Genomic DNA, 24,667 nt, shown 5'->3' with positions numbered 1-24,667 from the left:
AGCTATGTGTCTGTAAGAATCAATCAGTATCAGCGATTAACCTTTTGTACCGCCGGCAGTCAGTCCTGAGATCAGGTAACGCTGGGATAAGAGGTAAACAAGTGCGATTGGTACAGCGATCAGAATCGATCCTGCAGCAAATCGTGTGAAGTTGTTATCGAACTGATTACTGATAAAGTTGAAGAGTCCAAGTGCAAGCGTAAAGTTGTCAGGGTTTCTGAGAATAATACGCGGCAGCAGGAAGTCAACGAATGGTGCCATGAAATTAAACAGGGCTACAACACCGAGGATCGGCTTTGCGAGCGGCAGCATTATTTTAAAGAATACGCCTAAATGCCCGGCACCATCAATTCTTGCAGCTTCATCAAGCTCCTTAGGTATTGTATCAAAATATCCTTTGACGAGCCAAGCATTGAACGGTATTTGACCACCAATATAGATCAAAGTAAGTCCAACTAGTGAATCAAGCAGTCCAACCATGTTCAGCATGACATAAATTGCGACCATTCCCATGATCACAGGGAACATCTGAAGCAATAGGAATGCATACAGACCATATTTACGGCCGGTGAACTTATAGCGTGAGAATGCATAGGCAACAAATGATGTCAGCACAACTGAGAAGAAAGCATTCGCAATTGCAACAATGACACTATTTTTATACCAGAGCAGATAATCACTTGATGGATCTGTAAATAACCATTTGTAGTGAACGAGTGACCAGTTATCCGGGATCAGCTGAGCTGAATAAAGACTTGTTCCCGGGTTAAGCGACATTCCTACAGTCCAGAGAAGAGGATAGCCAATAACAACAGCCATGAACGCAAGGAATAGATAAATCAGCCCGACTTCAAGATTGGATTTCAATTTTTTACTCATTAAAGGTTCCCCTCCTCTTTAAATGATCTTGTTCTTCTGAACTGGAAGAAGGCAAATCCTGTAACGATTAATCCAAGGATTAATGTAATGGCAGCTGCCATACTGTATTGGTTCAATTCAAACGTCAGATCAAATACCCATGAAATCAGGATGTCTGTACCGCCCGCATTTTGACCACGTACAGCCGGTCCACCTTCATTGAACAGATAAATGATATTAAAGTTATTAAAGTTTCCGGCATACTGCATAATTAACAGTGGTGCTGTTGCATATAGTACGTGCGGAAGTGTAATGTTTCTGAATTTCTGCATGCGGCTTGCACCATCAACGTCTGCTGCTTCATACCAGTCTTTAGAGATACTCTGTAAAATACCTGTAAATAAAGCAAAAACGAATGGGAATCCAAGCCATGTCTGTATCATAATTAACGCAATGCGTGTCCAGAATGGATCCTGAAGCCACGGAATGGCCAGGTCAAACATTGCGAGAACGTCCGTATTTATCGCTCCAAAACGATCGTTAAACATTGCTGCGAAAACAAGGATCGTAACGAAAGCAGGTACTGCCCATGGAAGAATTAGAATTGTCCGGATTAAACGTTTGAATTTAATACGCGGATCATTAACAAGCAGTGCAAGAAAAAGTCCAAGTGCAATCTGAAGCGTTGTAGCTACAACAGTCCATACAACTGTCCATGTGAAAACACTGATAAAAGTTTCCTGCCAGATATTACTGTCCCCTGAGCCAGTTCCAAAGAAAAGACGGCCAAAGTTCTCAAACCCGATCCAGCTCAGCAGATTTCTCGGCGGCTGGTTATATTGCGTGTAATCTGTAAATGCTAAAGCAATTGTAAACATAAGTGGTAACACTACGATAAACACAAGCATGATTAAGCCCGGTGTTACGAAGAAATATGGGAAACCTGTATCCCATATATTACGCAATGCCTGTTTAAACGTCGGTACTTTTTCTCCGTCTCTCAGGCGTATTGCATCTCTTTTAGCATCTTTCACGTTCGCTATGTAGAGCGTAATTGCAAATGCAATTAGCACAAGTGCAACAAGTCCATATATTAATAGAAATACTGAATGATCTGTCCCTGCAAGTGTACCGAGCGTCATAATGCCCCAGATACCATAATTGATAAACTGTCCAAGCGTCAGGATGAAAGAAACTTCGAGAATAATAAACAAAGTACCCTTTACATATCTGCGGTTGTACAACTGACCTAAGCCTGCAAGAAGAATTGAAAGAATGACAGCTAATTTGGGGTTATGGTTCTTTTTAGCTGTTGGATTAGCAGTTGACATGTCATCGCCTCCCTAGTGAGCGTTCCGAAAATCTTTTCTATAAAGTGAGTGGATAGAAGGAGGGAATCCTTCTATCCACCATCGTCATGAATATTATTGTTGTGCAGTTGCGATATTATCGCGGATCTGCTGTACTGCTTCATCAAGTACTTCCTGAACATCGTCACCCTGTGCGATGAATAGAAGTGCGTTGTTGATTGGATCCCAAACCTGCTGCATTTCAGGAGTAGATGGCATTGGTGTACCATACTGAATCTGTTCTGCAAAAGATGCGATCAGTTCGTTTGATGTTACAGCTTCACTTTCAAGTGCTGCCTGGTTCGCCGGAAGCTCACCTGCACCCTCAAAGTAAGCTGTAGAGTTTTCTTCATTTGTCAGGAATAGTGCAAGGTCTGTTGCAGCATCTTTGTTCTCTGAGTAATCAGAAACCATCCATGATTTAACACCTACGAAAGATGTAGCATTTGTACCGTCAACTGTTGGAAGAATTGCAGTTCCAAGGCTTTCACCAAGTGCTTCTTCGTATGCCGGGATGTTCCATGGTCCAGTGATTGCAACACCGACTTTACCGTCTGTGAATAGACCGTTCATAATGTCAGGGTTGATCTCAACCGGGATGTATCCATTTTCGTACCATGACTGGATCAATTCTCCACCAGCTACAGCACCTTCGTTGTTAAGACCAATATCCTCTACGTCATAAGAACCGCCTTCGTTATTGAAAACATAAGCGCCGTTAGCGCCGAAGAAAGGATATGAGAAATAGAAGTTTGCAGCTTCCATCAGGAAACCATACTGGTCTGAAGCAGCATCTGTCTGCTCTTCAGCAATTGCCATTAACTCATCCATTGTTGCAGGTGCTTCTTCAACAAGATCTTTATTATAGAACGTTCCGTAAGTTTCAACTACAAGTGGCGCTCCGTAGATTTCACCATCGAACGTTACAGCATCGATCGCTGTTTCTGAGTAAGTACCTTCTGCTTCACCAAGATCGATTGGTGATGCAAGTCCTTGAAGGACGATATTACCGATACGGTCATGCGGCTGGAAGAACAGGTCAGGTCCGTTACCTGCAGGACCATCAAGGTTAAGCGCTTCAATTTGATCTAACATGTTCATTGGTGTTACATCAATTTCGATTCCAGTTTCTTCAGTGTACTTTTCAAAAAGTGTATCAAGTACTGCTTTTTGATCTTCATTATCATTTACCCATACACTAAGTGTTTCTGGCTGATCTCCAGTTGTTTCTTCTGAATCTCCGCCCCCGCTGTCATCAGTAGAACCGCCAGACTCTTCACGATCCGGTGCACAAGCTGCAAGGACTCCAATTAATAGTAGTACCATTGCAAAAAACGATAGATACTTTTTCAACATTGACCCCTCCTAAAGGTGTTTTTCATTTGTCTGTACAACCGTTTGCACAACATGCAAAAAAATAAAAACTTAAACGCTTACATTATTCTGTGGAAACGATTGCACAACCTACTTTTATTATAATCAGAATTTAAAAGATTACAATACTTTTTTCAAAGTTTTTGCAAAATGTGACGAAAATATTTCGCAACTGTCTGATTGACAGGAATTTCTCTTTGGCATAATGTTGTAATCAATTCAACTCAACAGGAGGCTCCTATCAGATGAATAAAGCAGCTATTCACCATCGCGCTGACCGCTCGATGGCCTACTCAGTTAATAAAAATGAAATGCAGATCAGATTAAAAACCGCAAAGAATGATATTCAGCATGTACAGCTTGTGCACGGCGACCCTTATGACTGGACCAATCATAAATGGAATTTCTCTGAACTCGATATGAAACTAGCAGGCTCTGACGAACTGCACGATTACTGGGAGATTAACCTGATCCCTCCTTTCCACCGCCTGCGATACGGATTTATACTATCTAATAAGAAGAAAAGTATCTTTTACGGAGAGAAGAACTTCCACTCTGCCCCTCCTGAAGACATCGGAGAATATTTCTGCATGCCATACATGAATCAGGCCGACTTATTTGAATCGCCTGAATGGGTACATAACACTGTATGGTATCAGATCTTTCCAGAACGCTTTGCAAATGGAGACCCTTCTTTGAATCCCCCAGCGACCATTCCGTGGGGCAGTGAAGACCCGAAAAGAGACTCCTTTTTTGGTGGTGACCTTCAGGGTGTAATTGATCATCTGGATTACCTCGAGCATCTCGGTATAAACGGCATTTATTTCACTCCGCTGTTTGAAGCTTCTTCTAATCATAAATATGATACGATTGATTATTTTGAAATCGATCAGTATTTCGGTGATAAAGATAAACTGAAAGAACTGATCGCTGAATGTAAAAAGCGTGGGATCAGGGTCATGCTCGATGCCGTATTTAATCACAGCGGCTTTTTCTTCCCTCCATTCCAGGACGTACTTGAAAAAGGCGAAAACTCAAGATATAAAGACTGGTTCCATATTTGGGATTTTCCCGTACAGACAACACCTGAACCGAATTACGACACCTTTGCTTTTACATATATGATGCCAAAGCTGAATACAGAACATCCGGAAGTAAAAAATTATCTTCTTGAAGCCGCGCGTTACTGGGCTCGTGAATTCGATATTGATGGCTGGCGTCTTGATGTGGCAAATGAAGTGGATCAGGTATTCTGGCGTGAGTTCAGGACAGAAGTTAAAAAGATCAACCCGGATCTTTTTATTCTTGGTGAAGTCTGGCACGATTCAATCCCCTGGCTGCAGGGAGACCAGTTTGACGCTGTCATGAATTATCCTTTCACAACTAATGCGCTTCAATTGATTGCCAAGCGCTCAATTTCAGTGAAAACGTTTGTTGAAAATATGACTAAGGTTCAATACATGTATCCTTCACCTGTTAACCGTGCTGCTTTTAACCTGGTGGGCAGTCATGACACACCAAGAATTCTTACAGAATGTGACGGAGACGATCAGCGGGTAAAACAGATTATGACGCTATTATTATCTTATTATGGCACTCCGTGTATCTATTACGGCGATGAAATCGGACTATCCGGCGGGATGGATCCGGGATGCAGAAAATGTATGGAATGGGATGAGCTTTATCAAAACCGGGATCTGCTGGATTTTACAAGGAAACTGATTTCACTTCGCAAAAGCGAACCGCTCCTGGCAAATGACGGTGATCTTTCATTTTATGATATTAGCGAACATACGCTGATATTAAAGAGAGAAAATGAACAGTCAGCAGTGCTGATTCTAATCAACCTGTCTGATAAAAAAGAGACAGTTAAAGTACCTTATTCAATAAATAAACGAAAAACCATTGACTTAATGAGCGGAGAAGCGCATAAATGGAAAAAGGGAAAATTCACTTTAAAACCGCAGGAAATTAAAATGGTTAAAGTTCATTAACAAAAGACTGGGGCCCTGCCTCAGTCTTTGATTGTGTATAACCGGAAAGAAGGTCTAATCTTGAAAAGCTCCACAAAAAAATTAACACTGTTTGCACTGACTTGGCCGATCTTTATTGAAATTTCACTTCATATGTTAATGGGTAATGCAGATACACTGATGCTCAGTCAATATTCAGATGACAGTGTTGCAGCAGTCGGGATCTCCAATCAGATTCTTGCACTGATCATCGTGATGTTCGGATTTGTCGCAACCGGTACTTCTATTCTTGTTGCCCAGTACCTTGGAGCCGGGAAACAAAAAAGTGCTGCCGAGATTGCCGTTGTGTCGATTGCTGCAAACTTGTTGTTCAGTCTGATTTTGAGTATTCTGCTCTTTATTTTTGATGACAAAATTCTCCTCATGATGGATCTACCTCCCGAATTACTGCCTGAGGCGACGATCTATCTTCAGATTGTTGGCGGACTCTCATTTATTCAAGCAGTGATAATGACACTCGGCGCAGTCCTCCGAAGCTACAGCTTCACAAAGGATGCCATGTACGTCACTCTGGGAATGAATATTGTCAATGTACTCGGAAACTATATCGTGATCTTCGGAGCGTTCGGGTTCCCAGTACTTGGTGTTGAAGGCGTGGCGTATTCAACTGCAATCAGCAGATTCTTAGGTTTAATTGTATTGTTTATCCTGCTGGTCAAACGTATTGATGGCGGACTGCCATTTTTAACTTTATTTAAACTTCCCTTCGCCCATTTGAAGAATTTGCTAAAAATCGGAATCCCATCAGCAGGCGAACAGCTGTCTTATAATGCATCTCAGCTTGTAATCACAGCATTTATCGCTTCACTTGGGACAGAAGCGATCACAACGAGAGTTTATACGTTGAATATTATGATGTTCATTTTTCTGTTTGCTATTTCAATTGGTCAGGGAAGTCAGATTCTGATCGGCCACATGGTAGGTGCCGGCAAAATTGAGGAAGCCTATAAACGCGGTATTAAAAGTTTAAAAATCGCCATTTATATTTCATTTGGTATGGCAGTATTATTTTCGATCTTCTCAGAAACACTGCTCGGGATCTTTACGGCAAATGAAGATATTTTATTTTTAGGTTCAGTTTTGATCTACCTGACTATTATTTTAGAGCCAGGCAGAAGCTTTAACCTTGTGATGATCAACTCCCTGAGAGCTGCGGGCGATGTAAAGTTTCCAGTCTATATTGGTATTTTATCCATGTGGGGCGTCGCAGTATTGTTTGCTTATCTGTTAGGTATCGTGTTCGGTCTCGGTCTGATTGGAATATGGATTGCATTTATATTAGATGAATGGCTCAGGGGTATTCTCATGTTAAGAAGATGGCGATCTAGGATTTGGATGCAAAAAAAGTTCGCCCAAGTATAAAACGCTTTCATTGAAGCTCTCACTTATGTGAGAGCTTTTTTCATGTTAGGAAAGCTTACACAAAAAGAGATTTTTTTAAAAAAACACTTGCAATTGTTTAATTTTCTGAATATTATTATTAACATAATAACTTTAGTGTTAGAAAACCTAACATATAATTGATGATAGGTAATCTAACATTGAATTCAAGGAGGATAAAAATGAAAAAGATTGAAGCGATTGTCCGTCCGGAGGTTTTCCAGGAACTTCGTGAAAAGCTGGTCCATCTCGGCATCAATGGTCTCACAGTATTTGAAGCTGCAGGCTGCGGGAACCAAAAAGGGAAAAAGGGCGCATTCAGAGGAACCTCTTACGAATTACCTCTCGTGTCACGGGTCAAGGTGGAGATGGTGACTGAAGAGCACCGTACAGATGAAATTGTTGATGCAATTATTGAAGCGTGTGCGACCGGTGAAGTCGGAGACGGTAAAATTTTCATTTCTCCTATTGAAGAGATTATCAGAATCAGAAGTGGCGAACGTGGCAGACAGGCTGTCCTTTAAAAAATCCGGAGGTGTTTAAATCATGAAGAAGAAAATCTTATCAGTAACTGCACTCGGCAGTCTTGTGACAACTAGTGCTTATGCAGCGCCAGTTACAGCAGAAAGTGTACAGTTTTCATTAGATACAATGTGGGTAATGATTGCAGCAATTTTAGTATTCTTTATGCATGCAGGTTTCGCGATGGTTGAATCAGGATTTACCCGTGCTAAAAACACATTGAATATACTCCTGAAAAATATCCTGACGATCTCGATCGGCTCAGTACTTTACTTCCTGGTCGGTTATGGGATTATGTTCGGAAGCTCTAATGGATTCTTCGGAACAACAGGATTTGCTTTATCAGGGGTAGAAGATGTTGGTTTCTTCTTATTCCAGGCTGTATTTGCAGCTACGTGCGCAACGATTATCTCTGGTGCAGTCGCAGAAAGAATGAAATTAAGCAGCTACTTAATTCTTACTGTGCTGATGACTGGTGCGATTTATCCGGTGGTTGGTCACTGGGTGTGGGGTGGCGGCTGGATTTCCGAGCTTGGATTTGTTGATTTCGCAGGCTCTACAGTCGTTCACTTAACAGGAGCAGTTGGTGCTTTTGCAGCTGTAGCATTCCTTGGGGCCCGTATTGGAAAGTATGAGGGGGAAAAAGTCAATGCGATTCCAGGCCACAATATTCCAATTGGTGCACTGGGTGTATTTATCCTTTGGTTCGGCTGGTTTGGATTTAACGGAGGAAGCTCACTGGCAGCAGATCCATCACTTGTTCCATCTGTTATTTCTACAACCCTTCTGTCGGCTTCAGGTGGTGTCATTGCTTCTGCACTGTATACAAAAATCAGATTCAAACAGATCGATCCTTCTATTACATTGAATGGAGCACTTGGTGGTCTTGTCGGAATTACAGCCGGGACTGCAAACGTATCATTAATTGGTGCGGTTATTATCGGTCTTGTTGCAGGTGTCATTCTTGTTGAAGGTATCCGTTTTATCGATGTAGTCCTGAAGAAAGATGACCCGGTTGGCGCGATCGCAGTTCACGGTGTCTGTGGAATCTGGGGTACGCTTGCTGTTGGATTCTTCGATACTGCTAACGGACTATTCTATGGCGGCGGCGCTGCACTTCTTGGTGTGCAGGCAATCGGTGTAGGTGCAGTCATCCTCTGGACTGGTTTTGCGGTAAGTGCTGTCGTGTTCGCTTTGAAATCTCTTGGCGGAATTCGCGTGTCACGTGAAGAAGAAATCACTGGTCTCGATTATGCTGAGCATGGATCAAATGCTTACGAATTAAAAGAGTCTCTTGTTTCTTCAACTTCTATAGGAAACGCTGCACTTTCAGGCAGCCTGGTAGAACGACTTGATGAGCTGGGGAAAGCAGGTCAAAAGAAAAAGGTATTGAAAAAGAGCGTATAGGACCACATTGAAAAGAGCATCCGCTAAATCAACGGATGCTCTTTTTACGAATAGGATGATAGCAATTTATCTTTCTCACTGACTGGTACATAGTTTTTCTCTGAAAATACATTATAATCATTCTTTCTGACCTGATCGAGAATCGCGCGGTATAAAACCGACGCTCCCTTTACAGGCACTCTGCTGGCAGGCGGGTAAAGGTGAATATTTTCCAATGCCTCATCATAATAACCTTCCGCCATAACCGCCATCTCTTCCCATGTATTAATAAATGACTCTCCTCCCTGCTTTTCAAACAGTAAAGATTCATTATAGCCGTGGCGGTTCATCACTTCAGCAGGCAGATACACGCGTTCGCGATCCAGATCCTCTCCCACATCCCGCAGGATATTGGTGATCTGCATAGCATAACCAAGTTTCACAGCGCTGTCTCTCAGCATTTTTTCGTTTTCAGGCGCAAGTACCGGAAGCAGCATCAGCCCAACTGTACTTGCCACGTGATAGGAATAGTCCAGTACGTCACCTATGGTTTGATACGTTCTGTGAGAAAGGTCCATCTTCTGACCTTTCACCATATCCCTGAAGGCCTGTACATTCATATCGTAGCGTTTGAAAACGTCAGCCAGCGCAATCCAGCATGAACCTTCAAGTTTGACCCCTGCTAAAAAACGCTCGAACTCTGCTTCAAAGGCTGCAAGCTCTGCTTCAGGTGTTTCACTTTCATCCACAATATCGTCGACTGTCCTGCAAAAGTTATAAATCGCCCACACTGCTTTTCTTTCTTTAGCCGGGAGCATTGAAAAGGCACGATAAAACGTTTTCGAATGAAGTTTAATGACTTTTTCACATTCCTTATAGGCTGTTGCCAGTTCCATCTGCTGATCTCTCCCTTCTATTAAACTTCCTGTTCAACCCGTCAGCTAATAGTTTAGCCCCCTGCATGACAATTGGCACACCGCCACCAGGGTGAGTGGAAGCACCCGTTGCAAATACATTGGCGAGATCCGGATAAGGTTGAAACTGTGGTCTGAACGGTCCTGACTGGAACAATGCAGGCGCAATCCCGAAGCTGCCGCCAGCGTATAACCCTTCCTGCTTCGCTTCGTCAGGCGTTCTGATATCCAGCCATTCAATCCGCTCCCTCAGCGAATCGAATCCTGACTGTTCCATAGAGTGAAGGATTTTTTCAGATAGTGCACCTTTGACTTCCTGCCAATGGTCTTCAATTTCCGAAGACACCGGGATCAGCACATATAAAACACTTTTCCCGTCAGGCGCCAGACTCGAATCTGTTACTGAAGGATTAAATACATAATAAGAAGGATCTTCAGGTATTTTTTTCTCTTTAAAAATTTCATTCATCGTTTTTTCGAAGTTCTTACTCAAATAAAACTGATGCATTTTTTTGTCCTGATAGGTGCCATCCAGTCCCATGTACATTAGAAGACATCCTGATGAAGGCTGGTATTGCCTTCCCTGCTTATTAACCAGTTTTTCAGAAATCGGGAAGTCCCCGTTTAGTACGACTGCATCTGATGGTTCGTACTTACTATTATACAGGACACCGTTAGCTCTTCCAGAATTGATTGTAATTTTCTCAACATTCGCACCCTTGATAATTCGAATACCTGCATTAATCATATTCTTCTCGAGTACTTCTGCAAGTCTGGCATATCCTCCCTTTAAATAATGAATCCCATGCTCATGCTCACTGTAGGAAACGAGTGAATAAATGGCCGGAGTCTGGAATGGGTTGCCGCCAATATACAGTGTCTGCAGTGCATAAGCCGTTTTCAGACGATCATCATTAAAATACGTATGAAGCTGTTTTGAAACTGACCTGAATGCGTTTAATTTACGCAGGGAGTTGATCGTTGAAGGCTGAAGCGCATCCCAGCGTTTTAGAAATGACTGTTCTAAAAACCTTGGCTTACCTTCATTAAACCGCATCTGCATATCCTTCATAAACCGGAGATAGCCTGCCTCCTCACCCGGAAATACACGGTTAATTTCTTCCAGCTGATCTTCTTTATCCCGATACTTTGTATAAGTAGTGCCATCAGCAAAATGCAGATCATACAGCGGATCACATGAAATCAATTCATAATCCTCTCTTGATACCCCTGCCTCGTCAAGCAGGGACTGCAGCATCTCAGGTAACAGTACAATCGTCGGGCCTTTATCAATCTTATATTCACCGTGTGTATGATATGCGAGACGTCCGCCAAGCTTTTCTTCTTTTTCAAAAAGCGTTACATCAAAGCCTTTTCGTTTTAAAAGGAGGGCAGACATCATACCGCCTACTCCACCGCCTATGATGGAAACTCTCATCCCGCCTCACCACTTTCGTTTCCTGTGTGATTTCTTTTTTGATTCATCAACAGGTTCGATGTAATACGCGCTGATTCCAGAATCGTCGGCAAACCGCTTCCAGGGTGTGTACCCCCGCCAACAAGCCAGGTATGTTTCAGTTCTTCAAACTTGTTATGCGGGCGAAGTGCCATCATCTGGCTAAGCTGGTGGCCCATACTGAATGTCGCACCCTTAAAAACATTAAAATCAATTTCCCAGTGCTTCGGACTGATGATGCGTTCAACTTCAATATGATCACGCAGGTTTTTAAATGCTGTTTTTGCTTCAATCGAATCAAGCACGAGATCCCTGAATGTCTGCTCCTGCTGATCCCAGTCTAATCCGCTGAGATTATTCGGAACAGGCGCCAGAATATATAATGCAGATTTCCCCTCAGGTGCAAGCGTTGGATCAGTCACTGAAGCATTTTGAATGTAGATTGACGGGTCCTCTGACAGCAGCTGCGTCTGCATGATCTCTTCTACATTCTTTTTATAATCCTCAGCAAATGAAATCGTATGGTGTGGAAGGTCATAAACCCTATCCACACCAAGATAAATCATAAAAGTGGAGCAGGAGTATTTCTTTTTATTCAGCTGAGGTTCACTGAACTTTTTAAGGTGATTCCCTTTAACCAGATTAGTCATGACATGTGAAACGTCACCGTTAATAACCACTTCATCCGCTTCAATCTGCTCACCTGATTCAAGTTCAAAGCCTGTTACAACCTTTTGATTGTTAATGTGAAGTTGCTTCACACCATTTCCAAGGTGGATTTTTGCCCCGAGCTCTTCTGCTGCTTTAGCCATTGCTTTTGAAAGCTGATTGACGCCTCCCTTTGGATGGAAAATGCCATACTCGTGTTCCATAAATGACAGAATCGAAAATGCTCCTGGGCATTCCCACGGTGACATGCCAAGATATTTTGCCTGAAATGTGAAGCCAAGCTTTAATTCCTCATGCTTAAAGTAATTGCTTAATACATCATACAGACTTTTACCGAGTGAAAGCTGTGGCAGTGCCTTAAGCACTCTCAGTGATAAGTAGTCAGTATAGCGGTCCATTTTGTTCTGAAGAATTGGACGAAGCGCATCCATTTTTCTGCGGGTATCATCCATAAACCGGTCATAGCCCTCTTCATCACCAGGAAAATAGGTTTGTATCTGCTCTTTCATTTTGTCAGGATCTCTATACATTTTTACATTTTTATCTTTGAATACCAGTTCATACATCATCGGCAGTTCAATGAGATCTACATAATCGTGAAGGTTTTTTCCTGTCTCCTGAAAAATCTCTTCAGCAATTTCAGGCATACTCAAAAATGTTGGTCCAACATCAAATGTATAATTGTTCATTGTAAAAGAACTGTTTCTTCCTCCGACAAACGGATGTTTTTCGTATACGTTTACTTCATAACCTTTTGAAGAGAGCAGCATTGCCGCTGCCAGTCCGCCAGGTCCAGCCCCTATAATTGCAATTGAACGGGTCATAAAACAGCCTCCATCCTCAATCATTTGCATTGTACATTGATTGTTCAAATATTATACAGATAGTTGATGTTTATAGTATACACAGGTGTCGGATTGAATACAATTTTGAATATGGTATTGAATATATATATAGAAAAAAGCCGCTTAATAAGCGACTTTTAACCGAAGAAATTGAAGCCGACCGGCAGACTGAACCCAAGATAAAGTGTGCCCAGCAGCGCAACGACCAATAATATCCACATAACTTTAACTGACTTTTGCTTTTTCGTACGAACGAGAATCATTTCCATGAACCCGATCACAAGTATTCCAAGCAGAAATTTCACGCCGTATAGCGCAGCATCATTTGCTGAGAACTGGAAAAATAACCAGCCGCCAGTGAAGATGATGAGCACATACATCAGACGCAGAATCATATGTACAATCTTAGCACCTTTTGCATTGGCTCCCTTCATTAGCGCAAGCGCAATAAAGAAAAGCACGATTCCAAGTACCCATGTTGTAATGTGTAAGTGTGTGTTATTTAACATTCCCTAACCTCCCTGAAACTAAATACCGAACTATCTATATGCTACCATATTCCCTGGTAGCGGTCGCTGAAAACATTGTCGGAGTGATGAATTTTATTATGATATGTTCTTAAAAACGCTGGTCCTTTCCGTTGAGGGCTGCGCTTTCCTGCCCCCGGGCGGTGAGCCCTCTAATGCTTCGCATTACGAGGTCTCACCTGTCCCTTTCCTGGGGCGGGAGTCTTCGCCCTCCACTACAAGGACCAGCTGGGGTTAGCGGACAATCGTTGTAGAGAAATATGATAATCAATGTATCAGGATATAAAAACGCATGTTCAAAGTTTGTAAATAAGACCTTGAACATGCGTTACAATACATTATTTTATTTTGGATAAATACTTATTCACCAATCTCATTTGTCAATGTGCCGATTCCCTGGACGGAGACTTTGATCTGGTCGCCTTTTCTAAGGAATTTTGGCGGGTTGAAGCCTTTTCCTACGCCGGCTGGTGTGCCGGTTGCGATGACGTCACCCGGCTCTAAAGTCATGCCTTTTGAAAGCGTTGAGATGATTTCTTCGATTGAGAAAATCATATCGGCAGTGTTCCCGTCCTGTCTGATTTCATCGTTTACTTTTGTTACGATGCTCAGCTTGTGAGGGTGCGGGATTTCATCTTTTGACACAAGGAATGGACCCATTGGACACGTTTCATCAAGACTTTTTCCAAGGAAGAACTGTTTGTGTCTGCTTTGCAGGTCTCTTGCTGTAATGTCATTGACGATTGTATAACCGAATACATAGTCAATCGCCTGCTTTTCAGGAATGTTCTTTCCTCTTTTTCCAATGACAATGGCAAGTTCACCTTCGTAATCGAGCTGATCAGTCAGTTCCTCATATGAAGGAACCAAGGCATTATCACCTGTTATGGAAGTTGATGCTTTTGTAAAGACAACCAGTTCTTCAGGAATATCTTTTTCAGATCCCATCTCAAGTACGTGGTCACGATAATTTTTTCCGATGCACATTACATTTTTAGGAGTACGCGGTACCGGTGCTTCCCATACCAGGTCGTCAAATTTTACTTTGTATCGTGAAACGTGATCACTTTCTTCAGCGGCACGAATGCATTTTCTGACTGTCTCCTGTAATTCCATTCCGCTTTGAATACCTTCAATCAGTGTTGCAGGTACGCTTTCATTCGGAATCAGCTCTTTGTGGATTCGGACAATGTTCCATGCTGCTTCCTCTCGCTTTACTTTGACACCGTAAAGTAGTTTGTCTTCAAAACGGAAAGATAGAAATTTCATTGAATGTACACTCCTTAAAATCTGAATTGTCCTTCTATTATACATTTTTTCTTCTATTCTAACAGTTTTATTTTCTGGAATCCGACAGTTTTCTCCATAATCTCTCAACAGGTCCCTGACTGAATTTTGATAACCAGAGTTCTGCGAAGATCACCTGCATGACAAATACCCCGAGTGCGATCAGCGTTCCGGTCGCAAGCGTGACTTCCCCGTATAAGCCGAATCCATAGTTATAAAAAATCAGCGTTCCAATGACAGACTGTGTCAGATAGGTTGTCAGCGCCATCCGTCCTGTTTTTGCCAGTGGCTGAAGCAGCTTTACTGATACAGGTGCAGTCATAACAAGTAAAAGCAGGGTCATATACCCCATTCCGACAAGCGGTCCGCCAACGTAGTCCTGCGTAAAGACGTACGTCAGATTTTGCTCACCCCAGTAAGGAGCAGTTTTCAATGCAAGACCTGCGCCTAAGAAAAGAACAGTTAAGATTCCAAGCATCGCTTTCTTTTCAGAAGCACGCTGGAACAATCTCAGCTTGGCTGCACCTGCCCCGATCATCATGAGGGGCAATATGACAATCATGATGGAAATAAATCCAGCTGCATTGTTTCCGTGCTGCCAATCATTAAGGCGCTGACCGAAGATTTGTGTAAATGTTCCGTTTCCGTAGTTTGCAACTGAGGATTCAATATCCTGTACAGAGCTAAAGTAGGTTACAGAAGTAGGATCCACCATTGCAGCTAAAAACATGATGCCTGTTAAAAGCCCCTGCGGCAGCAGGTATACAATAAACCCTAATATCAACAGCATTCTCCCGCTCAGCTTAAGCATCCAGATCAGTATAAAACCAGTTACTGCATACGTGATCAGAATATCGCCTGACCAGACTAAAAATGCATGAACTATTCCGATTCCAAGCAGAACGATCAGTCTTTTTATCGCAAATGAAGTGAAGTTCGTATCTTTTTCAGAAGCTCTCATAAATTGAATTGCAAGCCCAGCTCCAAACATCATCGCAAAGATCGGGTAAAAGCTCGCCTGGACAAATACATCAATCCACCAGTAGGTCGGTCGGTTAATCGAATCGCCCCACCATGAGTACGGATCGTAATAATAAAAGGGTGAGTGAAACGAAATCATATTCACTATAAAAATCCCAAGCAGAGAAAAGCCCCTGATCACATCAAGGTTATGCATTCTCTGCTGTGAGTCAATCGGCTGTAAACTCAAAGCATATCCCTCCGCCTGACCATTTTTCAGGTCAGTTCTCTTTTAATTTGATTGTTAAATCAGCATTAAAGAAGTATAAATACACTTCATCAATTTTTCTGTTTAAGCTTTTTTCAAGTGCCTGCTGGTAAAGTGACAGCTGCAGTCTGTAGCGTTCTGCAAGCTTGTCTTTCACATCAGGGTCTGATCGGTCAACATAATCTGTTTTGTAATCAAGCAGAACAATTCCTTCATCATCTTCAAACAGGCAGTCTGCAATACCCTGGATCAATACCGGATCATCCACGTTCAGCTGAATCCCAGCTTCAGCAGGTGTTGCAGCATACGTAAACGGTACTTCACGTCTGACGTTTGCAGCATGAATCATCCTTTTTCCAAGCCTTGACTGAAAGAATGCAGCGACGTGATTGACTCTCACACTTTCTGCCTGTTCTTCCGTTAAAATTTCCCGGACAACGAGGCTTGCAACGAGTGACTTAATCTCTTCACGCTCAGGTACTTTACTTAGCGGTACCTGCTGCATGACAGTGTGCATAATTGTTCCCTTTTCCGCTGCCGTCATTTTCTCCTGCTGAAGAAAAGCCGGGCGCCCGTACAACTTTTTTGAAGGCTTCACAATGGTATCTGCGCCAGTTTCATCCAGCGTTTCGTGCTGGCGTTTAATAGAAGAAACTGACTGCTTTGATCTGACCAACGCAGCTTTCTCATAAGGATAGTGCCATTTCAGACGATGCATGATGTCTTCATGGTGTTCACTTTCTCCTGGAACCGGCTCATGATTTCTGACATACGTCAGCCATTCTGCAGCTGATTCTTCTTTCCTCTGTTCCTGATTGAAAAGCTGCTTGTGATGCTGCTGCATCTCCCATACCGACGGATCTTCAATCAGTCCTGATGAAACGGAGTGAATCGCATGCGGATGCCGGGTAAGTGCAGGGCCTACCCAGTCTGCATAAGATCTGGCACCTTTTCTTGTAAAGTCAGGGAGGAGCCAGGACTTATATGATCCTGACAGTGACCACTTTTCTTTTAGCTTTTCTGCATCCGGCACCGTCGCAATTAAAATCAGCTCTTCTTTTGCACGCGTCATTGCCACATAAAGCACGCGCATCTCCTCAGCAAGGTTCTCAAGCCGCTTCTTCTCTTTAAAAGCCATCTGCGGAAGGGTTGTACTGCTGATTCTGTTTTCAATATCAACATATGACAGCGCCAGACCAAAATCCTTATCAAGCAGATAGCTGCCTCTTAAGTCCATTTCATTGAACTGCCTTGCCATCCCTGAGATGAAGACCACAGGAAACTCAAGCCCTTTACTTTTATGAATGGTCATCAGGCGCACGACGTCTTCCTGTTCGCTGAGTGCTCTGGCAGCACCAAGATCATCGCCTCTGTCTCTCATCCGCTCAACAAATCTAAGGAATCTGAACAGCCCGCGGAACGAGGTGGATTCGTATTGCCTTGCACGATCATATAGTGCTCTTAAGTTTGCCTGGCGCTGCTTACCGCCCGGAAGTCCTCCGACAAAATCATAAAACTGCGTATCTCTAAATAGCTGCCAGACAAGATCTGATACGGCACCCGTTCTTGCATATGCCCGCCAGCTTCTAAGAGAGATTAGAAACCATGAACACTTTTCCTTCAGCGCTGTATCTTCATTATCTGAGGACATATAAGCCTGAAGTGCGTCCCAGAAAGTCCCTTTAGGGGCCGCTTTCCGGATTTTCGCCAGCTGCTCTTCTGTACATCTGACAATCGGGGACCTTAGAACTGATGCAAGCGGAATATCCTGAATCGGATTATCAATGATTTTCAACAGCGATACCATAATCGCAACCTCTGTCGCATCAAAATAACCAGTTGAAAGATCCGCATAAAGGGGAATGCCCGCCTGTCTGAATTCATCCATGATATCCGGCGTCCATGTCATTGATCTTGTTAAAATGACAATGTCCCTGTATTCAAGCGGACGGTAAAGCTTCTTTTTCACATCATAGATCTGTCTGCCGCCATCAATCATTCCGCGTATTTCTTTGATCATATAGCGCGCTTCAAGCGTTGAACGCTCAAGCTCTTTCTCATCCATCACTTCTTCAGGCATTTCTTCCTGAGGCGCTTCCTCATCCGCCTGATCAATAACTGCGAATCTGACCGGCACTGTAAGGTCTGTAGGATAAGGCGCTCCCGGAATCAGTTCTGCATCTTTGTCATAATCAATCTCTCCGACCATTTCACCCATAATCTGACGGAAAATAAAGTTGACCCCGTCAAGTACTTCCGGACGGCTTCTGAAATTTTTGGCAAGGTCGATTTTCTGACCGCTTCCCTCCTGCTGGAATGTCCGGTATTTCCCTAAAAATAAATTCGGCTCAGCCAGCCTGAAGCGGTAAATGGACTGCTTTACATCTCCAACCATAAAGAGATTCCCGTCCTTTTCACCGCCGGATTTCACAAGCTGCAAAATCGTCTCCTGTACCATATTGGTATCCTGGTACTCATCAACAAGTACTTCTTTAAACTGATTACGGTAGTGATAGGCTGCCTGGGACGGCTCTCCTGTATCAGGTTCACGCAGGATTTCAAGACAGAAATGCTCCAGGTCATTGAAGTCTACCAGTCCGCGTTCTTCTTTTGCTGACTTGAATGCTTTCTCAAACTTTCTGACGAGTTCAATAAGGGTTGAGAGCCTGCCAGTCATCTGATTCATATCTTCAATCAGCTGTTCAGGGCTTCTGACGAAAAATCCGTCTTTTAAATCATTGATCATTTTCTTCGCCTGATCACGCCACTTTTTCGCCTGCTCTATAAGGTCCTCATCAAAGTCATCACCTTTACACGGCTTCAGTCTCCCCATTGAAAAATTGGAGACAGCCGCTTCTGCTTCCTTCCACCCCGCAGCATGGCGAATCTCATTGAGCTGTCTGAGGTCATCCTCAAAGTTTACCGCTCTCGGATAAGGTCCGCCCGGCTTACGCGCAGCATCAAGTGCAAGGTTAATCAGTTCCATCGCGCCTTCAGCTTCAAGCTGAACGTGGAATAATACATAGTTAGCAAGCGGATGGTCATCAATCTGAACCTGTTCGGTCTTATGCAGCGTTACAATTCCGTCAAGCCAGGTGTCGGGATCTGCATGCGAGCGCGAAAACGTATGAAGTTTTCTGATCATCTGATGAAGTGCATCATCACTTCTGTCGTTTGTTACAGCCTCCACGAGCTCAACAAAAGAATGGTTATCTTCTATGCCGTACTCCTGCTCAAGGATCTCTTCAACCACTTCATCCTTTAAAAGCTCAGCTTCTGTAGCATCAGCAATTCTAAAGCCCGGATCTATATCGATCAGATAGTAGTATTTTCTAATAACCTCCAGACAAAATGAGTGAAGAGTTGAAATTGACGCTTTATTAATGAGCGTCAGCTGTTTTCTTAAGTGTCTTGATTCAGGATCTTCAGCTAGTGCTTTTTCAAGCGCTTCTCCTACCCGATGCTTCATTTCAGCAGCTGATGCATTGGTAAATGTTACAACCAGCAGTTCATCAATGTCAGTCGGATGGTCGGTATCAAGTACTTTTTGAATCAGTCTTTCTACAAGCACTGCTGTTTTCCCCGACCCGGCAGCGGCAGCGACTAGAATATCACTGCCTTTTTCAAAGATGGCACGCCACTGCTCATCGGTCCATGTAACGTGTGCAGGTTTTTCAGGTATCATTCGCTGTCCCCTCCTTCCCTGATTAAGTCCTCAGCCTTTTTGGGCTTAAGTGAACGGTATTTATTCTTTTCAAGCGCCGGGTCGAACTGGCATACAGAACGGTATGAACAGAACTGACAGGGCGTTCTCTTTTTATATTCGTAAGGATCAATGGAAACATCCCCCGCTTTAATTCTGTCACCTGCCGAGCGGAACATGGAGCGTGTATGGGTTCTCATATGATCAAACTGGTCTCTGCTTGCCGTTTTCGAGTTCGAACGGAGCGTCCCGTCTTTTTTCAGTCCGGCAGAAATAATAGAAGAGTTTCCTTCTTCAAGCGTCGTATCCATGAGCCTGATAACTTCCTGATCACCAAGGACCAGACCCTTCATTTTATACTTTTTGAGCAGCTCCTCCTGCATTTCATCTGTACTCATCGGTTTTTTCGTTTTTACAACCGGATTATGCAGATGGAAATACAGCACGCCTGCAGGCTCTGCTTCAGTCTGTACCAGCTTTGGTGCATTTGACATGGCCACATCAAGATACGTCATCATCTGAAGCGAAAGACCATAATACATTTCAGTAAAATCAAGGTCTCTGACGCTTGATTTGTAATCGATGACCCTCAAATAAACCTTGCCGTCACTTCTGGCCTGATCCACCCGGTCAATTCTTCCCTGCAGTGACATCGTATCCCCGTCACTTAAGAGAATCCGGTGTGGCGGCAGCTCCTGACCAGGACCAAATCCAAGCTCTACTCTCAGCGGTTCAAAGTCACCCGCTCTTGCATGTTCACTTAATATATAGGAAGCCTGGCGTATAACCGCCTGCAGCTTTTTTGCTATATAGCGGTATTTATTTGAGCTGTTTAAAATATCATATTGCAGCTGCGGACCGATATGGCTCACTGCCTGATACGCAAGCTCTGCGCACTGCTTTTTGTTCAGACTCTTCCAGCTGATCCCTTTTTGCAGCAGCTCTTCAGAAATCCACCTGAGGGCTGCATGGAACAGCTCTCCGATATTCGGCGCATCCAGTCTGAAGATACTCCGTTCATGCAGTCTCAGTCCGTGACTGGAAAAATGCTGGAACGCACAGCTGTTCATCCGCTCAATACGCGACACGCTTGTCATCAATGAACTGCCATACAGACTCTCTGCTGTATCTCTTGAGAGGGGATTTGCAACATTTTCATAAAACAGCCCGGATAATATGCGCTTACTTTCCTGCTTCCAGAAAGGATCTGTGACATAAAAGTTATAAACATCACGCCAAGTTTCTGTAACCGGATAATCTTTTCTCAGCTGCTGAAGCTGTGATGTCATAAACGATGCAGTCGGAAGCGGGTGACAGATATAATCAAGCTGCTGATCACCCGGCACTTCCACCGGGTCATTGACAGCAAGCATGTACCGGTGTTCCGGTAAAATGTCTGTGACCTTTTTAATATAAGGTGAAACGATCAGTGATTTTCCTTCTTCATCTGCAAGCGGATAAGAAATATAAAGCTTGTCAGACGGAGAGGTAAACGCACGGTAAGCGACAAAATCTTCATCCTGCAGCTTTTCCCTTGTACCAGGTGCCAGCTGCATGCCTGCCCGCTCCATAAAAATCCGGTCATCTTCAGCTAATATCCCGTCATCCTGCATTCTCGCAGGCATTACGCCATCATTCACACCAAGCACAAATGATGCACATACTGCCGGCAGTCTTGAAAGTTCAAGGTCTGCGATAATCACCTGATCAATCGAAGGCGGCACAAGTGAAAATTCAAGTGTTTCCATTCCGGAGTCCAGAATCTCGCTGAACTCCTGGAGCGGCATTTTATCCTCTCCGGTGATTTCAACGAACTGATCAAGCAGCTCTACAACAGCATCCCATGCCTGATCGTGCTCTCTAGCAGCTTCCACGTCACCTTTTTCTTCAGCCGCTGCTGACATTTCCTCAAGCTTTAGAGGCACTTCAAGCTCTTCAAGCAGAATAAACACAGCCTCACAATAATCATGAACGGTTTGTGATGTTTTCAGGCGCTCTTCAAACCGGTCAAGTGGCGCAGTAATCATTTCCCTTGCTGCATTCAGGTCATCCTGAATCAGCTTTTCCTCGTCATTTTGGGGTACCCTGACAAAATCAAGCCCTCTGAACTGCTTATAGTAAAACTCTTTTTTCCAGCGGTCACCGTGAATTCCCTGTGCAAGCACATAGTTTTCAAGCCTGTCCATCTGACCGCGCAGCAGCTCATGATCTGCTGCTGCCGGGTACAAAAGCTCCGTTTTCACAGCTCTGAATACTGCTTCATAACGCCAGTGTTTTGTAACGGTTTCAATTGCAGAGCGGATAAATTCAATCAGCGGGTGATTGAGCATCGTTCGCTTTTTATCTATAAAATAAGGAATTTCATAATCTTTAAATACCGGTTCAATGATTTCATGATACGCATCACCGTTGCGGGTCAGTACAGCGATATCTTTGTAACGGTATCCTTCGTTTCTCGCAAGCTTTCTGATCTCGCGCGCCACAGCTTCAGTTTCTGCTCTTCTGTTTGCTGCTTCAATGATCGTCATATCAGCCTGTCCGTTGTATACAGCGCCGTACTTTTCAAATGACTGCTCTAAATGGGACAGTCCTTTTCCTTTATACTTTTCATTGTCTTCTGACTGGATCACTTCTGCTTTGTCTCCGACTGATGCTGCAATTTCCTTTAACCTGTTGACTGTATCCGTTGTCTGTCTGAACAGAAGCGGATTGGGAGAATGCAGATCTGCTGTGACGGCTGCTGTCATTGATTTCGACTGAGTGAGCAGCTTTTCAATCACCAGATATTCCTGTGGTGTAAAGCTGTGGAAGCCATCGAGATAAATGTCTGCGCGGCTGAGCAGATCCGAATCTTTGATTTTTTCAGCAAGTAGCCTTAAATAATCCTCTGAATCTATGTATCTGTCTTTCAACTGCTCATCAAATCCTGCATAAATCCGTTCAATATCCTTTAGCTTATCGAGCAGTGCTTTTGGAGCGGTTTCACTCATTTCAGCGGTTTTTTCAAGCAGGTCCTCCGGCTGAATGCAGTACCTTCTGAACTCAGTCAGCATTTTCTCTACATGACCGACAAAGCCATGCTTCCCTGCAGCACGGCCAAACATGACCATCTGCTCCTTCTGTTCATTGATCAGCTTTCTGACAAGCATGCTGGCACCTGTATGATTAATATGTATCCGCGCGGCGCCGCCTGTCTCCTGAAGAATTCTCCAGGCAAGCCGCGTGAAACTGAGCACCTGTACCCTGACCATCCCGCCGGTTTCAATTGCCAGGCGGTATTCTGACTGGAAGGTCATCTGTTCAGGTACGATCAGAAGAATGGGATCACCTGACGGATCGTTTTTGACTTTAGCGGTGATTTCACTCATGAGACGATCTGTTTTACCGGTTCCGGAACGTCCTGTTTTGATCATAAGCGGCATGATTGTGCCTCCTTTGTCATTTGCATATAGCTATTATCTTACAACTCTCTGTTAATGAAAAGTGATGGGGAAATGAAAAAAGCCATCCAATTGGATAGCTCTTACAATTATTTTGCATTGGATAGCCGCTGACCCTCTCCGATCAGGACTTCGCTTTCCTGCCCCCGGGCGGTGAGCCCTCCGGCTTCGCCGTATGGTCTCACCTGTCCCTTACTGGGGCGGGAGTCTACTCCTGCTCTCCGAGGGTCAGCTTTGTTTGTAAAACTATTACCACAAAAGCTTTTATTCGTAGAATCTTACATCAAGTTCGTTCAGCGGCCAGTATCTGAGGTTGACTTTGCCAACGACTGAGTCCTGGTCGATGAAGCCGAATATACGGCTGTCGAGGCTTTCCTGACGGTTATCTCCAAGTACAAACAGCTGACCTTCCGGCACTTCTGACTCACCTGTTAATTCTTCAAGTGTAAAATCACCTGTCAGGCGGCCTTCACCTGTACGGAATTCTTCAAGATACGGTTCTTCATAGTACTCTCCGTTAATATATAACTGATCGTCTTCGTAAGAGATTTCATCCCCGGGTAGGCCGATCACTCTTTTTACATAATCTTCTGTTTCACTCGCATGAAAAACGATCACATCAAATCTGTCGAATTCCCCGATCTGATAACCGATTTTATTAATAACCAGCTTGTTGCCATCCTGCAGTGTCGGCTGCATGGATACACCTTCTACAACATAATTCGAAAAAAGAAAAATGCGGACTACAAGTACAATGACGACTCCTACTGCTAATGCTTTGAGCCATTCGAAGCTTTCTTTTTTCCACGATTCCATCTATTCTCCAACCTTTCATTCCCGGCAGACTTTCTATGACGCTCGTGCATCAATATGTCACGTTCCATTTTTTTATTGATCATTTTCTCTACTCTTTTCCCAACGAGCCATAAGACAACGATGGCGCCAAGCACAATCGCAGTTTTAATCGGCTCTCTAATCAGTGAAACAATGTCTGCACCGATAAATGAAATCGTAGAAATCATGACAAGTTTTCCTGTAACAACAGCCAGCATATACTGCATAATGCTGATACGTGATAACCCCGCTACCACATTAACCAGCGCTGACGGTGTGAAAGGAAAACACAGAAGCAGAAACAATGGACCGAATCCATGCCGTTCCACCCAGGTAGTCAGTCTCCTGATCTGCTTTTGATTACTTAAGAAGTAAAACAGCCTCAGATGGCCAAAGCGTCTGAGCAGCCAAAAGACCATTAGCGCGCCTACTGAAGCACCTGCCCATGAGAGCAGTATACCGAAGAGAACACCATATGCATTCGCATTTGCCACCACAAAAGCAACGAGCGGCAGGAAAGGTAAAAATGCTTCGATCACTGGCAGCAGGAAGCCGATCAGCGGTCCGAATGCCCGATACTCTGCAATTAATTCACGAAGATTTTCAAGTGTAAACCATGCTTCTAGAGTTTCCAACGTCATTCAAACGCTCCTCTGGTCAATAGACTGGCGGTTATTTTTTATCAGTATAGCATAATCCGGAAAAAACCGCCTATTACGGCTATATTTTTCCCTTATTATGTTTTGTACAAACTATGACAACTCAAAAATAAGGCTTTGTTAAAGTTGGCTGTTGATTTCCGCTTCAGGGGGACGCTTTCCGCGGCCGGGCGGTGAGCCCGCAGGCTTCGCCATGCTCGGTC

17 protein-coding genes are annotated in these 24,667 nt (G+C 43.7%); 4 read left to right on the top strand and 13 right to left on the bottom strand.

Annotation, left to right across the window (positions count from 1 at the left end):
• Positions 1-36: 36 nt before the first annotated feature.
• The 3 genes from LG330_RS07325 to LG330_RS07315 all read right to left on the bottom strand — a co-directional run bounded on the left by LG330_RS07325 (position 37) and on the right by LG330_RS07315 (position 3,560).
• Positions 37-879, bottom strand: coding sequence for a sugar ABC transporter permease (locus LG330_RS07325; protein WP_404408664.1), 843 nt, complete (start codon positions 877-879; stop codon positions 37-39).
• Complete coding sequence (locus LG330_RS07320; protein WP_404408662.1) at positions 879-2,189, bottom strand: ABC transporter permease subunit; 1,311 nt, start codon at positions 2,187-2,189, stop codon at positions 879-881. Before LG330_RS07320 ends, LG330_RS07325 begins: the two co-directional genes overlap by 1 nt.
• A 93-nt stretch (positions 2,190-2,282) precedes the next feature.
• Entirely contained in the window at positions 2,283-3,560 is a 1,278-nt protein-coding gene (locus tag LG330_RS07315) for an extracellular solute-binding protein (RefSeq protein ID WP_404408660.1), read from the bottom strand.
• Between the two features lie 266 nt (positions 3,561-3,826).
• Between LG330_RS07315 and LG330_RS07310 the strand changes: the two genes are divergently transcribed.
• The 4 genes from LG330_RS07310 to LG330_RS07295 all read left to right on the top strand — a co-directional run bounded on the left by LG330_RS07310 (position 3,827) and on the right by LG330_RS07295 (position 8,923).
• Positions 3,827-5,575: a glycoside hydrolase family 13 protein gene (locus tag LG330_RS07310; protein WP_404408658.1), complete on the top strand. Its 1,749-nt coding sequence runs from the start codon at positions 3,827-3,829 to the stop codon at positions 5,573-5,575.
• Positions 5,576-5,635: 60 nt separating this feature from the next.
• The gene (locus LG330_RS07305) at positions 5,636-6,976 is read left to right on the top strand and encodes an MATE family efflux transporter (RefSeq protein ID WP_404408656.1); all 1,341 of its coding nucleotides are present in this window, start codon (positions 5,636-5,638) and stop codon (positions 6,974-6,976) included.
• Between the two features lie 200 nt (positions 6,977-7,176).
• Positions 7,177-7,518, top strand: coding sequence for a P-II family nitrogen regulator (locus LG330_RS07300; protein ID WP_404408654.1), 342 nt, complete (start codon positions 7,177-7,179; stop codon positions 7,516-7,518).
• Between the two features lie 22 nt (positions 7,519-7,540).
• On the top strand, positions 7,541-8,923 hold the full coding sequence (locus LG330_RS07295) for an ammonium transporter (protein WP_404408652.1): 1,383 nt from the start codon (positions 7,541-7,543) through the stop codon (positions 8,921-8,923).
• 44 nt (positions 8,924-8,967) lie between these two features.
• On the opposite strand, the gene LG330_RS07290 is transcribed toward LG330_RS07295, so the two are convergent.
• The 10 genes from LG330_RS07290 to LG330_RS07245 all read right to left on the bottom strand — a co-directional run bounded on the left by LG330_RS07290 (position 8,968) and on the right by LG330_RS07245 (position 24,446).
• A complete protein-coding gene (locus LG330_RS07290; RefSeq protein WP_404408650.1) occupies positions 8,968-9,798 on the bottom strand; it encodes a phytoene/squalene synthase family protein in 831 nt (276 codons plus the stop codon).
• Complete coding sequence (locus tag LG330_RS07285; RefSeq protein WP_404408648.1) at positions 9,776-11,254, bottom strand: phytoene desaturase family protein; 1,479 nt, start codon at positions 11,252-11,254, stop codon at positions 9,776-9,778. The genes LG330_RS07290 and LG330_RS07285 overlap by 23 nt, the downstream gene beginning before the upstream one ends.
• A complete protein-coding gene (locus tag LG330_RS07280; protein WP_404408646.1) occupies positions 11,251-12,765 on the bottom strand; it encodes a phytoene desaturase family protein in 1,515 nt (504 codons plus the stop codon). Before LG330_RS07280 ends, LG330_RS07285 begins: the two co-directional genes overlap by 4 nt.
• A 158-nt stretch (positions 12,766-12,923) precedes the next feature.
• A complete protein-coding gene (locus tag LG330_RS07275; protein ID WP_404408644.1) occupies positions 12,924-13,295 on the bottom strand; it encodes a YisL family protein in 372 nt (123 codons plus the stop codon).
• A 378-nt stretch (positions 13,296-13,673) separates the two neighbouring features.
• Positions 13,674-14,582 carry a fumarylacetoacetate hydrolase family protein gene (locus tag LG330_RS07270; RefSeq protein ID WP_404408642.1) on the bottom strand — a complete coding sequence of 303 codons (909 nt, stop codon included), beginning with the start codon at positions 14,580-14,582 and terminating at the stop codon, positions 13,674-13,676.
• Between the two features lie 67 nt (positions 14,583-14,649).
• Positions 14,650-15,810: a DUF418 domain-containing protein gene (locus LG330_RS07265; protein ID WP_404408640.1), complete on the bottom strand. Its 1,161-nt coding sequence runs from the start codon at positions 15,808-15,810 to the stop codon at positions 14,650-14,652.
• A gap of 31 nt (positions 15,811-15,841) precedes the next feature.
• The gene (gene addA, locus LG330_RS07260; protein WP_404408638.1) at positions 15,842-19,513 is read right to left on the bottom strand and encodes a helicase-exonuclease AddAB subunit AddA; all 3,672 of its coding nucleotides are present in this window, start codon (positions 19,511-19,513) and stop codon (positions 15,842-15,844) included.
• Positions 19,510-22,953 carry a helicase-exonuclease AddAB subunit AddB gene (gene addB, locus LG330_RS07255; protein ID WP_404408636.1) on the bottom strand — a complete coding sequence of 1,148 codons (3,444 nt, stop codon included), beginning with the start codon at positions 22,951-22,953 and terminating at the stop codon, positions 19,510-19,512. Before addB ends, addA begins: the two co-directional genes overlap by 4 nt.
• A 282-nt stretch (positions 22,954-23,235) precedes the next feature.
• The gene (gene lepB, locus LG330_RS07250; protein ID WP_404408634.1) at positions 23,236-23,787 is read right to left on the bottom strand and encodes a signal peptidase I; all 552 of its coding nucleotides are present in this window, start codon (positions 23,785-23,787) and stop codon (positions 23,236-23,238) included.
• Complete coding sequence (locus tag LG330_RS07245; RefSeq protein ID WP_404408632.1) at positions 23,742-24,446, bottom strand: TVP38/TMEM64 family protein; 705 nt, start codon at positions 24,444-24,446, stop codon at positions 23,742-23,744. The genes lepB and LG330_RS07245 overlap by 46 nt, the downstream gene beginning before the upstream one ends.
• Positions 24,447-24,667: the final 221 nt, after the last annotated feature.

It is taken from the genome of Jeotgalibacillus malaysiensis, assembly GCF_044789845.1.
In the GTDB taxonomy this organism is placed as follows: Bacteria; Bacillota; Bacilli; order Bacillales; family Jeotgalibacillaceae; genus Jeotgalibacillus; species Jeotgalibacillus malaysiensis_A.
Note: the sequence above shows the minus strand (reverse complement) of the source record. Positions and strands in the feature narration are given on the sequence as shown.

What these genes read in the sequence shown, in the direction of transcription:
- LG330_RS07325 (WP_404408664.1), bottom strand. Translation starts at nt 879, where the DNA reads ATGAGTAAAAAATTGAAATCCAATCTTGAAGTCGGGCTGATTTATCTA.
- LG330_RS07320 (WP_404408662.1), bottom strand. Translation starts at nt 2,189, where the DNA reads ATGTCAACTGCTAATCCAACAGCTAAAAAGAACCATAACCCCAAATTA.
- LG330_RS07310 (WP_404408658.1), top strand. Translation starts at nt 3,827, where the DNA reads ATGAATAAAGCAGCTATTCACCATCGCGCTGACCGCTCGATGGCCTAC.
- LG330_RS07300 (WP_404408654.1), top strand. Translation starts at nt 7,177, where the DNA reads ATGAAAAAGATTGAAGCGATTGTCCGTCCGGAGGTTTTCCAGGAACTT.
- LG330_RS07295 (WP_404408652.1), top strand. Translation starts at nt 7,541, where the DNA reads ATGAAGAAGAAAATCTTATCAGTAACTGCACTCGGCAGTCTTGTGACA.
- LG330_RS07290 (WP_404408650.1), bottom strand. Translation starts at nt 9,798, where the DNA reads ATGGAACTGGCAACAGCCTATAAGGAATGTGAAAAAGTCATTAAACTT.
- LG330_RS07285 (WP_404408648.1), bottom strand. Translation starts at nt 11,254, where the DNA reads ATGAGAGTTTCCATCATAGGCGGTGGAGTAGGCGGTATGATGTCTGCC.
- LG330_RS07280 (WP_404408646.1), bottom strand. Translation starts at nt 12,765, where the DNA reads ATGACCCGTTCAATTGCAATTATAGGGGCTGGACCTGGCGGACTGGCA.
- LG330_RS07275 (WP_404408644.1), bottom strand. Translation starts at nt 13,295, where the DNA reads ATGTTAAATAACACACACTTACACATTACAACATGGGTACTTGGAATC.
- LG330_RS07270 (WP_404408642.1), bottom strand. Translation starts at nt 14,582, where the DNA reads ATGAAATTTCTATCTTTCCGTTTTGAAGACAAACTACTTTACGGTGTC.
- addA (WP_404408638.1), bottom strand. Translation starts at nt 19,513, where the DNA reads ATGATACCTGAAAAACCTGCACACGTTACATGGACCGATGAGCAGTGG.
- addB (WP_404408636.1), bottom strand. Translation starts at nt 22,953, where the DNA reads ATGCCGCTTATGATCAAAACAGGACGTTCCGGAACCGGTAAAACAGAT.
- lepB (WP_404408634.1), bottom strand. Translation starts at nt 23,787, where the DNA reads ATGGAATCGTGGAAAAAAGAAAGCTTCGAATGGCTCAAAGCATTAGCA.
- LG330_RS07245 (WP_404408632.1), bottom strand. Translation starts at nt 24,446, where the DNA reads ATGACGTTGGAAACTCTAGAAGCATGGTTTACACTTGAAAATCTTCGT.